Origin of the sequence: Aeromonas eucrenophila (assembly GCF_000819865.1) — a bacterium.
Classification (GTDB): domain Bacteria; phylum Pseudomonadota; class Gammaproteobacteria; order Enterobacterales; family Aeromonadaceae; genus Aeromonas; species Aeromonas eucrenophila.
The window spans coordinates 1-12,659 of sequence record NZ_CDDF01000001.1; the positions used below are offsets into that span (position 1 = coordinate 1).

General features: G+C 59.4%; 9 protein-coding genes and 3 tRNA genes. 6 read left to right on the plus strand and 6 right to left on the minus strand.

Features of this window, described 5'->3' with window-relative positions; all coding sequences use genetic code 11:
• Positions 1 to 203 precede the first annotated feature (203 nt).
• Together BN1124_RS00005 and BN1124_RS00010 are read right to left on the minus strand one after the other, a co-directional pair.
• The gene (locus BN1124_RS00005; RefSeq protein ID WP_197066144.1) at positions 204 to 719 is read right to left on the minus strand and encodes a phosphoribosyltransferase; all 516 of its coding nucleotides are present in this window, start codon (positions 717 to 719) and stop codon (positions 204 to 206) included.
• Between the two features lie 30 nt (positions 720 to 749).
• Positions 750 to 1,904 (minus strand): MFS transporter, encoded by a 1,155-nt coding sequence (locus tag BN1124_RS00010; protein WP_042637949.1) that lies wholly within the window; start codon positions 1,902 to 1,904, stop codon positions 750 to 752.
• Between the two features lie 205 nt (positions 1,905 to 2,109).
• Between BN1124_RS00010 and BN1124_RS00015 the strand changes: the two genes are divergently transcribed.
• The 5 genes from BN1124_RS00015 to BN1124_RS00035 all read left to right on the plus strand — a co-directional run bounded on the left by BN1124_RS00015 (position 2,110) and on the right by BN1124_RS00035 (position 7,964).
• Positions 2,110 to 2,916, plus strand: a complete 807-nt coding sequence (locus tag BN1124_RS00015) for an HAD family hydrolase (protein ID WP_042637951.1) — start codon at positions 2,110 to 2,112, stop codon at positions 2,914 to 2,916.
• A 32-nt stretch (positions 2,917 to 2,948) separates the two neighbouring features.
• Entirely contained in the window at positions 2,949 to 3,713 is a 765-nt protein-coding gene (locus BN1124_RS00020) for a DeoR/GlpR family DNA-binding transcription regulator (protein WP_042637953.1), read from the plus strand.
• A gap of 418 nt (positions 3,714 to 4,131) precedes the next feature.
• Positions 4,132 to 4,890: a MurR/RpiR family transcriptional regulator gene (locus tag BN1124_RS00025; RefSeq protein ID WP_042637955.1), complete on the plus strand. Its 759-nt coding sequence runs from the start codon at positions 4,132 to 4,134 to the stop codon at positions 4,888 to 4,890.
• A gap of 118 nt (positions 4,891 to 5,008) precedes the next feature.
• A complete protein-coding gene (locus BN1124_RS00030; protein ID WP_042637957.1) occupies positions 5,009 to 6,517 on the plus strand; it encodes a PTS transporter subunit EIIC in 1,509 nt (502 codons plus the stop codon).
• A 13-nt stretch (positions 6,518 to 6,530) separates the two neighbouring features.
• Positions 6,531 to 7,964, plus strand: coding sequence for a 6-phospho-beta-glucosidase (locus tag BN1124_RS00035; RefSeq protein ID WP_042637959.1), 1,434 nt, complete (start codon positions 6,531 to 6,533; stop codon positions 7,962 to 7,964).
• Positions 7,965 to 8,290: 326 nt separating this feature from the next.
• On the opposite strand, the gene katG is transcribed toward BN1124_RS00035, so the two are convergent.
• From katG to BN1124_RS00055, 4 genes are all read right to left on the minus strand, one after another.
• Positions 8,291 to 10,471 (minus strand): catalase/peroxidase HPI, encoded by a 2,181-nt coding sequence (gene katG / locus BN1124_RS00040; RefSeq protein WP_042637962.1) that lies wholly within the window; start codon positions 10,469 to 10,471, stop codon positions 8,291 to 8,293.
• 729 nt (positions 10,472 to 11,200) lie between these two features.
• Positions 11,201 to 11,276 (minus strand) — tRNA-His (locus BN1124_RS00045).
• A gap of 45 nt (positions 11,277 to 11,321) precedes the next feature.
• Positions 11,322 to 11,398: transfer RNA gene (locus tag BN1124_RS00050), tRNA-Arg, on the minus strand.
• 37 nt (positions 11,399 to 11,435) lie between these two features.
• Positions 11,436 to 11,512, minus strand: a tRNA-Pro gene (locus tag BN1124_RS00055).
• Between the two features lie 202 nt (positions 11,513 to 11,714).
• Here BN1124_RS00055 and folD point away from each other — a divergent pair.
• The gene (gene folD / locus BN1124_RS00060) at positions 11,715 to 12,572 is read left to right on the plus strand and encodes a bifunctional methylenetetrahydrofolate dehydrogenase/methenyltetrahydrofolate cyclohydrolase FolD (protein WP_042637963.1); all 858 of its coding nucleotides are present in this window, start codon (positions 11,715 to 11,717) and stop codon (positions 12,570 to 12,572) included.
• Positions 12,573 to 12,659: the final 87 nt, after the last annotated feature.

Genomic DNA, 12,659 nt, shown 5'->3' on the forward strand with positions numbered 1-12,659 from the left:
ACAGGCCCTTTTGTTTTATTCGATGATGGGCGGCTCGGTTTGGGCCCTGGCTCGACAGAATAGCCCTTCTGGACAGCCGCAGGCTGCCCAGGGCGGCGTGAGTCAATCCCGACCCTGCCAAATTGAAAAGCCGACCTCAGGGTCGGCTTTTTGCTTTCTGGACTTAATCATCAGCCACACAAGACATCATTCCCGTCGCGTCGTTATCTCTTCAACTTGGAGATATAGGGGATGTTTCTGAACTTGTGCTCCCAGGGCAGGCCGTAGCCGATAAGCAGCTCATCCGTTGCCATCTCATAGGCATAAAATTGCTCGGCGGGGATCGTCACGCGGCCTGGTTTCACAAACAGGGTCGCGATACAGAGGGAGTTTGGCGAGAAGGCCTGCAGGTATTCCACCAGCCGCTTCATGGTGCCGCCCGATTCGATGGCATCGTCCATCAGGATGACGTCTCTGCCCTGGATGCCGACATTGTCGTGAAAGACGATGTGGGAGTCGTTGTGGCGCTCACCCGGGGTGTGGGGGCAGGAGATGTAATCCATGGCGAGGTCAAAGTCGAGCCGCCTGACCAGATCCGCCGTGAACAGCATGCCCCCCGGCACCACGGTGATCACCACCGCCTCCTTGAATCTCTCGTTGAGCCGCTTGGCGATCACCTCGACACCCAGTTCTATGTCCTGCTTGTTCAGTACCACTTCGCCGAAAATAGGGTTTTTCATAGATCCTCCAGATAAATTGATGGCATCCGCTCAGGCTGCCTGAGTCAGTCGTACTCGCTTGCTGAGCAGCAAGGCCAGCACTACCAGCAAGGCGACGCCGTAGAGTGACGCCGGCAGTCCAGCTATTTCGGCGCCAAAGCCGACGATGGCGGGGCCCGAGAGCACGCCGATATACCCCAGGCTGGAGACCGCCGTGATGGCCAGGGGGCCAGGCATGACATTTTGTCTGCCCGCGGCCGAGAACATGATGGGCACTATGTTCGAGCAACCGATCCCGATGAGCGCATAGCCCAACAGTGCGGTCTGCCAATAGGGCAGCGACAAGCTGACGAGAAAGCCGCTGATGGCGATGAGTGACCCCAGGGTGACCACGACTCGGGCCCCCAAACGGGCGACGATGCCGTCTCCCAAGAGGCGCCCCAGGGTCATCGCGATGGAGAAGAAGACGATGCCCATGCCGGCGGCGCTGGCGGGAACGGCGCGGTATTCATTCAAGAAGATGCCGCTCCAGTCGAGCACAGTGCCTTCGGCCAGGAAGAAGACGAAGCAGACGATGCCGATGATAAAGACCGGGCCTCTTGGCATGGCAAAGTAGGGCCCGGAGTGAGAGACGACCCGGGTGCTGTAGCCCGGGGTGCTCAAGATCAGCAGCGCCATGATCAAGGATGAGGTGATCCCGGTTGCCGCAAGCGGGGTGATGCCCGCGGTCAATAACAGGGTCAAGACGAAGGCCCCCATCATGCCACCCAGGCTGTAGAAACCATGAAAGCCGGACATGAGCGGCTTGTTGGCCTCTTTTTCCACGGCGATGGCCTGAATGTTCATGGTGCAGCCCGTGGTCCCTATGCTGATGCCATAGAGCACCAGGGTGATGGCCAATGCCGAGGGGGAGGTCGCCAGGACCAGCAGTGGCAACAGCAGGGCGATGGCAGAGACTGTGCCTATCAGCACCTTCTTGCAGCCGAATCGACTGGTACAGATGCCGGAGACAGGCATGCCGATCAGGGCACCGCCTCCCAGGCAGAGCAGCATCAATCCCATGGCGCCGTCACTGAGCTGCACATTGAGCTTGATGAAGGGAATGCTCGACGCCCAGGCGGCGGTGGCAAACCCCGAGCAGAAGAAGGTGGCTCTGGTGGCCAGCCTGTCGATGTGCGGCAGCTTCATGGCCAGTGCGGACAGCATGGTGACTCCTGAATAAAATAATTAAGAAACAGAGATATACGCCAGATCACTAGGATAAGTGGCGGATCAGATGAGCATAAAGATGACACAAATGATGAAATATGAACATAAAAATGAACATAAAGTATGCCAGTGGTGTTTGTTTGTGTTCATTTTGTGGCGGTGATATAGTGGTCACAATGGTGATGGCACGATAGGTAAGGTCATGATTAAGCTGATTATTACTGATATGGACGGCACTTTTCTCAACAGCCGGGGGGACTACAACAGAGCGCTCTTCTCCGAGGTCGTCAGTGCCATGGCGCAGCAAGGGGTGCATTTTGCGCCCTGCACCGGCAAGCAGGTGGACAGGGTCGAGGAGCTGCTGGGGGAGGAGAGTGCGAACTTCTGGATCCTGGGCGACAGTGCCACTCGCATCAAGCATCAGGGCCGTTATGTCTATCAGTCGCTGCTACCAAACCGCCTGGGGCTGGCCATCATAGCGCAGCTCGCGAGCGTGCCGGGCTCACACATCACCATCGCCTGCACGCCCGAGTTCGCCTTCATCAGAGAAGATATCGCGCCCCACCTGAAAGAGCTGGTGCGCCGCTCCTACAGCAAGGTCAAAACCGTTGGGGACTTTAACGAGATCAACGCCGATTTCGTCAAGATCACCGTCTATGACGAGCAAGGGCGTTGCCCGGACATCCGAGGCGAGCTCGATGCCTTCAATGACGATGCCTATATAGTGGTGTCCGAGAAGAACTGGATCGATATCGCCAATGCGGGGGTGCACAAGGGCAGCACAGTGGCCAGGCTGCAGGCGCTGGTGGGGGTCGGCAAGCATGAAACCCTGGTCTTTGGGGATGGGCTCAACGACGTCGAGCTGATGGGCTGCGCCGAGCTCAGCTTCGCGATGCGAAATGGCTGCGATGAGACCAAGGCGGCCGCCAATTTCATCGCCCGCTCCAATGACGAAGACGCCGTCATGCACACCATATTGCAACTGCTGGCCCTGCAATGCCATGACTAACCCCCTCACTATCTGAAGGCACTGATTTACCTATGGAAAAGTATTCACCGGAAGAGCGGCAGCGGTTGATCCTGGATCTGCTGGCATCCCACCACAAGGTGATGGCGGCAGACTTGGCGCCCCAGCTCGGTACCACAGAGGCGACGATCAGACGAGATCTGCGCCATCTCGCCGATGAGGGGCGCTGCAAGCGCATCCACGGCGGCGCAATTTCGCTGTCGCCGCAAACCAGTACCCTGACCGAGCGCAGCAAGAACCAGGTCAGCGAGAAGCAGGCGCTGGCCCTGGCGGCATTGAAGATAATAAAGAAGGACCAGCTTATCTTTCTGGATGCCAGCAGCACCCACCTGTCATTGGCCGCCATCTTGCCCGAGCAGCTGGGCCTGACCCTGGTGACCAACAGTCCGGCCATTGCCGCGCGGCTCCTGGAGCGAAAGGGCATCAAGACCATCCTGATCGGCGGTGAGCTGGACCCCATGGTCGGCGGCGCCGTCGATATCACGGCGGCGGAGTCCATCAACAAGTTCCGCTTCGACCTCTGCTTCCTCGGGGTGTGCGCCTGGTCCTCGGATCTGGGATTCAGCGCCATCCATTATCAGGACAGCGAGTTCAAGCGGCGGGTAGCCTCGCGCTCGGGGTCATTGGCCGTGCTCTGCAACGACGACAAGATGGAATCCCTGGCGTCCTATCCCTTCCTGCAATCCAGTGAGCTGGACTACCTGATCTGCAGCCGGCAGGACGCCGTCCTGATGGGGCATTTCGAGGCGTCCGGCTGCACCGTCATCACGGCCGGATAGCCGGGCCCATGTTGGCCGTCATTGAGAGAGGCATAACGAATGGATACGTTCATCCACTGGCGGAACCTTGTGCTCAGGCGCCTTGCAGGTGAAATAGATAAGTACGCTCACTCCCTGCTGGCCTTGTATCAGCGGGACAAGCCCGCTGATCCGAGGGTGGGGGGCGCTCGCCGATAACCTGATATTGCCCCCGGCAATAGACACAATGATATCCGCCTAAATTAGGTTCCATGCAGAGCCTAATTACCCTTTCTCTCGTCGAAGTCCTGTGCTATCGCTCGAAACCCCTGCCGACCTGATTGTGATAGTTATCACAGTTCGAGCCTTTAGATTTATCCTTCCTCGACCGAGTCACTCCTTTTGTTACACTGCGTGACATCATCCTGAATAAGGACGCGGCTGCGCTCGGTGAATTATCATGTTTAATAATCAGTTGGTCTCAACATTAAATACCTTCGAGTTTAAAGTTTATAACTATGTAATCAAGAATCATCAGACGGTTATCTATATGACGGTCAGGGAATTGGCCGAAGCCTGTGATGTGTCGACCGCCACCATATTGCGATTCTGCAAGAAGATGAATTGCAGCGGTTATGCGGAATTCAAAGCCTATCTGAAAATGAATGCCGAGAAACGCGGCGAAATATCCCTGCCACACGGTGCCAACGAGTTTCTCTCTTTTTTCAAGAGCATCAACAACGACGAGTTCGATGCCCTGATCGCGAGCGCCGCCGAGCAGATCGCCGGAGCCGAGCGGGTGATCTTCGTGGGGGCGGGTACCTCGGGCACGCTGGGGCGCTACGGGGCGCGCTTCTTCTCCAACATCGGCAAGTTCAGCAACCACATCGACGATCCCTACTACCCGGTCAACACCGACATGTACAAGCAGGCGGTGGCGATCGTGCTCTCTGTCTCCGGGGAGACCACCGAGATAGTCAAGCTGGCGAAACAGTTCCTGTTTCATCACTGCAAGGTCATCACTATTACCAGCGATAATAAATCCACCCTGGCCCAGATGGCGGATTTCAATATTTCATATCATGCGGCCAGGCTGGTGGTCGACAATGAATATGATATTACCACCCAGGTGCCGGTGATTTATATCATTGAATCCATCGGTCGCCAGCTGGCAAACAAGATAAGTGCCGAGGTGTCACAGGGTGTGTCGTTTATGTAACAAGTAACAAAGTAGGTATTTTGTTATATCGTGACAAGGATGAATGCTTTCCCTACCATCAATTCACAACATTTGAATTGTTTCGATATTAATTAATAGATGGCAGGGAAGGAACATTATGGCAATTAACTATGCGGACTCGGCGAAACAGATCGTCGAGTTGATTGGTGGTGACGGCAACGTCATCAGCGTCACCCACTGCGCCACCCGGCTGCGGTTTGTGTTGAAAGAGATGGCCAAGGTCGACAAGGAGGTGCTGAAACGGGTGCAGGGGGTCATCACCGTCATCGAGTCCAGCGGCCAGCTGCAGGTGGTGATCGGCAACCACGTCGGGGATGCCTACCGGGAAGTGCAAAAACTGGTGCAGATCGACGAAAACGCCGTGATCGATGCTCCCAAGGTGGGCATGGTCAACCACCTGATGGACATCATCTCCAGCATCTTCGCCCCCTTCCTCTACCCGCTGGCCGCCTGCGGCGTGTTGCAGGGGCTCATCTCCTTCTTCGCCGCCATCGGCTGGATGGACCCCGCCAGCGGCACTTTCCGCATCCTCAACTTCGTCTCCTGGACCGGCTTTACCTTCCTGCCGGTGATGGTCGCCTTCACCGCGGCCAAGAAGTTCAACGTGAACCCCTTCACCGCCGTGATCGCCGCCTGCGCCCTGGTGTCACCCGATTACATGAACATGCTGACCGCGAACAAGATCATCCTCGCGAACTCCGCAGATCCGGCGGTGCAGGCGCTGATGCAGTCGGCGATGGAGAACCCGGCCATCAACGAGGCCATCGTCAACCTGGTGGGGGTGCCGCTCAACAGCGCGCCGCTCAGCTTCCTCGGTCTGCCGGTGCAGTATCTGAGCTACACGGCCTCGGTGATCCCCATCATCCTGATGGTGTGGGCCATGTCCTATGTACAGCGTTTCTTCGAGCGGATCCTGCCTGTGGTGGTGCGCAACCTGTTCACCCCCATGTTCTGCCTCGCCATCATGGTGCCCCTGACCCTGCTGGCCTTCGGCCCCATCGGCAACCTCATCGGTGGTGCCATCGGTGGCATCTACAACACCCTCTATCATCTGAGCCCGTCCATCGCCGGCTTCGTGGTGGGCGCTGTCTGGACTCCGTTGGTGACCCTCGGCGTGCATTGGGGCATCACCCCGGTCACCGTCGGCAACTACGCCACCCTGGGCTATGACACCTTCACCGGCCTGCAAGCCTCCGCCGTGTTCGGCATCGCCGGCGCCGTGTTCGGGGTCTACTTCAAGGCCAAGGATCCTGAGCTAAAAAGCGTGACCCTCTCGGCCGGGGTGACCGCGCTGTTTGGCATCACCGAACCCGCCATCTACGGGGTAGCCCTGCGCTTCAAGCGCCCACTCATCTGCGGCTGTCTGGCCGGCGCCATCGGCGGCACGGTCGCGGGAGCCTTCAATGCGGTCTCCTGGAGTTACTGCATCCCCGGCATCGCCGTGCTGCCGGTGTTCTTCAAAGAGGGACACATGGCGCAGTTCCTGGGCTTCCTGCTCTCCATCGGCGTCGCCTTTACCCTCGGCGTTATCTTCTCCTGGATGGCGGGCTTTCAGACCGATGCCGACGTCAGCCAACCCCAGCCGCTGACATCCGAAGCCGTATAAGGAGCGACAAGTCATGAACAATGCATTACCAAAAGACTTTCTGTGGGGGGGGGCGGTCGCCGCTCACCAGGTAGAAGGGGGCTGGGATCAGGGTGGCAAGGGGCTCAGCATCGTCGATGTGCTCACCAGTGGCGCCCACGGGGTGGAGCGCGTCATCACCGACAAGATTGAAGAAGGCCATCGTTACGCCAACCACGAGGCGGTGGATTTCTACCACCGCTATCGAGACGACATCGCGCTCTTTGCCGAGATGGGCTTCAAGTGTTTTCGTACCTCCATCGCCTGGTCGCGCATCTTCCCGCTTGGGGACGAAGCCGAGCCGAACGAGGCGGGGCTGCGTTTCTATGACGATATGTTCGACGAGCTGCTGCGCCACGGCATCGAGCCCGTCATCACGCTCTCCCACTTCGAGATGCCGAACCACCTGGTGACCCAGTACGGCGGCTGGAAGAGCCGCACCGTGCTGGACTGCTTCGTGCGCTTTAGCGAGGTGGTGCTGCGCCGCTACCAGCACAAGGTCAAATACTGGATGACCTTCAACGAGATCAACAACCAGCGCAACTGGAAGGTGCCGCTGTTTGGCTACTGCTGCTCCGGGGTCATCTACAACCAGGAGCCGAACCCGGAAGAGTGCATGTACCAGGTGCTGCACCACCAGTTCGTGGCTAGCGCCAAGGTGGTCAGTCTGGGGCACGCCATCAACCCCGGGCTGCAGATAGGCTGCATGCTGGCCATGGTGCCGCTCTATCCCTACTCCTGCCACCCGGACGATGTGATGTATGCGGAAATCGCCATGCGCGAGCGCTTCCTGTTCGGAGACGTGCACATGCGCGGCCATTACCCCGCCTATATCCGCAAGGAGTGGCAGCGCAAGGGCTATCACATCGTCATGGACGCGGGGGACGAAGAGACCCTGCGGGCGGGCTGCGCCGATTATATCGGGCTCAGCTACTACATGAGCAACGCGGTGCGGGCCCACGGCGCCGGCACGGGTACCGCCCTGTCGGGTTTTGAGGGCAGTGTGCCCAATCCCCATGTGCAGGCCTCCGAGTGGGGCTGGCAAATCGATCCGGTGGGGCTGCGTTACACCCTGAACCTGCTCTACGGCCGCTACGAGAAGCCTTTGTTTATCGTCGAGAACGGCTTCGGAGCGCGGGATCAGAAAGATGAGAGAGGGGAGATAGACGACGACTACCGCATCGCTTACTTGCGCGCCCATATCGAACAGATGAAGCTCGCCATCGTCGAGGACGGGGTGGACGTCATGGGCTACACCCCCTGGGGATGTCTCGACTGCGTCTCCTTCACCACGGGGGAGTACAGCAAGCGCTACGGCTTTATCCACGTGGATAAAAACGACGACGGCAGCGGCAGCTTCGCGCGCAGCAAGAAGCGCAGCTTCGACTGGTATCGACAGGTCATCGCCAGCAACGGCGAGACGCTCTGACTGGGCAGTCAAATATGCCGTGAGGTGATATAAAACCGCTCATTCATACAAGCCGCTATCATGCCGAAAGGGATGATGGCGGTTTTTTATGGGCTAGGCAGTGTAAAAGAGGGTCCCCATGCGGCAGAAGCTCAGGTAGGAAGCCGTCTGGCGATGTCGGCCAACGTCGAGAACGTCGGGGAGGTGACGTCTCAAGAGGGGATGCATAAGAAGGGCGGTATTCAACCCGCGCCACAGAGCGGATTCATGAAAAAGCGCCCCGATCCTGGGGTTGGCCCAAGGGGCCAGCCGCCAGGACCGGGGCGCCGGTCAACACAGCGTCAGGATCAGGCCAGATCGAAGCGATCCAGGTTCATCACCTTGGTCCAGCTCGCCACGAAGTCCTTCACGAACTTCTCTTTCGCATCCGCGCTGGCGTATACCTCGGCCAGGGCCCGCAGCTGGGAGTTCGAGCCGAACACCAGATCGACCCGGGTACCCGTCCACTTGGTCTTGCCGCTCTTGCGATCCACCCCTTCGTACAGCCCCTTGACGCCCGCTACCGGCTTCCACTCGGTGCCCATGTCGAGCAGATTGACGAAGAAGTCGTTGGAGAGTGCACCGGGTTTGGTGGTGAGCACTCCATGGGCGCTCGCGCCCGTGTTGGTGCCCAGCACGCGCATGCCGCCGATCAGCACCGTCATCTCGGGGGCACTCAAGGTCAGCAACTGCGCCTTGTCGATCAGCATGGCCTCCGAAAGCTCGGCATAGTCCCCACCCAGATAGTTGCGGAAACCATCGGCGAGGGGCTCGAGCACGGCGAAGGCCTCGACATCGGTCTGCGCCTGGGAGGCGTCCATCCGGCCCGGTGCGAAGGGCACGGTCACGGCGACGCCCGCCTTCTTGGCGGCCTGCTCGACACCGACACCGCCGGCCAGCACGATCAGATCCGCAAGCGACACCTTCTTGCCACCGGTGGCGGCGGCGTTGAACCCCTGCTGTATGCCTTCCAGGGCCTTGAGCACCTTGGCGAGCTGGGCTGGCTGGTTGGCCGCCCAATCCTTCTGCGGGGCGAGGCGGATGCGGGCGCCGTTGGCCCCGCCGCGCTTGTCGGAGCCACGGAAGCTGGCGGCGGATGCCCAGGCGGTGGAGACCAGCTCGGCGACCGACAGGGGCGCCGCCAGGATCTGATCCTTGAGGGCCACGACCTCTTTGTCACCGACCAGGGGGTGATTGACGGCGGGGATGGGGTCTTGCCAGATCAGCTCCTCTTTCGGCACTTCCGGTCCCAGGTAGCGGGCTACCGGGCCCATGTCGCGGTGGGTCAGCTTGAACCAGGCGCGGGCGAAGGCATCGGCGAAGGCTTGGGGGTCTTCGTAGAAGTGGCGGGAGATCTTGCCAAACTCGGGGTCAAAACGCAGGGTCAGGTCGGTGGTCAGCATGGTCGGCTTGTGGAACTTGCCGGGGATGTGGGCATCCGGGATGATCTCCGGGGCATCCTTGGCGACCCACTGCTTGGCGCCGGCCGGTGACTTGGTCAGCTCCCACTCGAACTTGAACAGGTTCTCGAAGAAGTTGTTGCTCCAAAGGGCGGGGGTCTTGGTCCAGGTGACCTCGATGCCGCTCGATACCGTGTCTTTGCCATGGCCACTGCCGTAATTGCTGATCCAGCCGAGGCCCTGAGCCTCCAGCGGCGCGGCTTCTGGCTCGGGCCCCTTGTGGGATTCCGGCGCGGCGCCGTGGGCCTTGCCAAAGGTGTGACCACCGGCGATGAGGGCGACTGTCTCCTCGTCGTTCATGGCCATGCGGCCGAAGGTGGAGCGGATGTCCTTGGCCGCCTCCATGTAGTCGCCGCTGGCGTTCGGCCCTTCCGGGTTGACGTAAATCAGGCCCATATGGGTGGCGCCGAAGGGGGCAGTAAGCTCACGATCGCCCTTGACCCGATCCGGGTCGACTCCGAGCCAGGCGATCTCATCCCCCCAGTTCACGTCCTGATCCGGCTCCCAGACGTCGGCACGGCCGCCGCCAAAGCCAAAGGTGCGGAACCCCATGGATTCGAGTGCGACGTTGCCGGCGAGGATCAGCAAGTCGGCCCAGGAGATCTGGCTGCCGTATTTTTGCTTGATGGGCCACAGCAGGCGGCGGGACTTGTCGATGTTGACGTTGTCTGGCCAGCTGTTGAGGGGGGCGAAGCGTTGCTGACCCCGGCCGGCGCCGCCACGGCCATCCGTGGTGCGATAGGTGCCCGCGGCGTGCCAGGCCATGCGGACAAACTGGGGTCCGTAGTGGCCAAAGTCAGCCGGCCACCACTCCTGGGAGTCGGTCATCAGCCTGACCAGGTCTTTCTTGAGCGCCTTGTAGTCCAGGCTCTCGAACGCCTTGGTGTAGTCAAAGTCGTTGCCCATGGGGTCGGAGCTGGCGGAATGCTGGTGCAGCAGATCCAGCCGCAGCTGGTTTGGCCACCAGTCACGATTGGTTCTTCCGACGCCGGCGGTGTGGTTGAAGGGGCATTTGCTTTCTTCACTCATCTCGGTCTCTCCTTGGCAATCGTTTGCAAGCCTAACAACTTAGTATGCGGGAAATTTCCACTTTGCTATCTGAGCCTGTCCTGCCGCACTCGCCATCTCCTGGTCAGGCTGTCATCAACTAATGCTTTGTTTTCATCACCTTAATCTTGAATGTCGCACATGAGTCGTGAAGAAATGGATTAAGCCCATCTATTCTCACAATCCATTTTCCCCTCGGCACAGCCCTGGCTTCGAGCGCCGCGGCCGGCACTGCCTGGCTGTTCCTCGGGTTTCGGCGGCTTATTCGCGTGATCCGAACACTGCCGGCCAGCAGCTTGTCAGTATGATGGCCGCAGGGGGGATTACTTATTTTTTCATCAGTATCACAGTCGGCAGCGCCAAAGATTGCGCTACGTCATTGCGTGCAGGGATAGCTTAGGCCCGGACCCTGTCGATGTTCATTTCTGTGATGTCGTCACTAACCACATGAATTAGTAGATATTTTCTATATGTTTATCGATGGCGATGAGCGTGGGCCGGGTAAAGAACGCACAGTGGCAGGATACAGGTGCAGGGCAGAGGGGCGAGATCAGGGGGGTGCGAAGCGCGGGTGGCTAGCAGGATGAAGGGGGATGGGCAGCGAACGGAAAACAAAAAACCGGCGCTAGGCCGGTTTCAAGTAGATGCACTCGATGTGCATGGGTCAGTCTGGCTGACCGCTGTTGGCCGCGCGCGGCACAAACAGAATAATGGGGTGGCTGATGGGGCTCGAACCCACGACAACCGGAATCACAATCCGGGACTCTACCAACTGAGCTACAGCCACCACTGAAATTGGCCGTTAATGTTCGCTTAAAAGCTCTCACATTAATGGCGCGCCCTGCAGGATTCGAACCTGCGACCCACGGCTTAGAAGGCCGTTGCTCTATCCGACTGAGCTAAGGGCGCTCTGTATCGAGAAGTCCTGAGAACTGCTCGATGAACCTGGTCGGTGATAAAGGATTCGAACCTTTGACCCTCTGGTCCCAAACCAGATGCGCTACCGGGCTGCGCTAATCACCGAAATTTCACTGTCCAGCATACCGATAGCGGTACCACTGGGCAACGGGCGGGCATCATACCCAAGCGATAAACGCAGCGTCAATGACTTTTTCCGCCAGTAAATTCAAATGCCTACTTATTGCCCGCCAGACGCGAGCCGCTAACACCCGCGCCAAAAAAATGCGACAATGCGCGCAGTTGAACACAGGATGAGTGAAGAACGATGTCTGCCAAAATCATTGATGGAAAACAGGTTGCGCAAACGATTCGCAGCCAGGTCGCCGCACAGGTCCAACAGCGCGTCGCGTTGGGCAAACGGGCTCCTGGACTGGCGGTGATCCTGGTGGGGATGGATCCGGCGTCCCAGGTCTATGTCGGCAGCAAGCGTCGTGCCTGTGAAGAGGTGGGCTTTGTCTCCCGCTCTTACGATCTGAGTGCCAACGCGAGTCAGGAAGAGTTGCTGGCCCTGATCGACAGGCTCAATGAAGATAGCGAGGTGGACGGCATTCTGGTGCAGTTGCCCCTGCCGGCCCATTGCGATACCACCCAGCTGCTCGAGCGCATTCGCCCCGACAAGGATGTGGATGGCTTCCATCCCTACAACGTGGGCCGTCTGGCCCAGCGCATCCCGGCCCTGCGCCCCTGCACCCCCAAGGGCATCATGACCCTGATCGAGGCGACCGGGGTCAAGACCCACGGCCTGCATGCGGTGGTGGTCGGTGCCTCCAACATCGTGGGCCGCCCCATGACCCTGGAGCTGCTGCTGGCGGGTTGCACCACCACCACTTGCCATCGCTTCACCCAGGATCTGGAAGATCAGGTGCGCCGCGCCGATCTGCTGGTGGTGGCGGTGGGCAAGCCGAACTTCATCCCGGGGGAGTGGGTCAAGCCCGGCGCCCTGGTGATCGATGTGGGCATCAACCGCTTGGCCGATGGCTCCCTGGTGGGTGACGTGGAGTTTGAGACGGCGCGCAATCACGCGGCCTTCATCACACCGGTACCCGGTGGGGTCGGCCCCATGACGGTGGCCAGCCTGATGGAAAATACCCTGAGCGCCTGCCAGGACTACCACGACGCCTGAGTCTGGCCGGGGAAGGGGAGGCCGCTGGTCGACTCCTCCCCATCAGAGATCTATTGGCAACAGCTTATGCTGCATAGGCACCTTCAT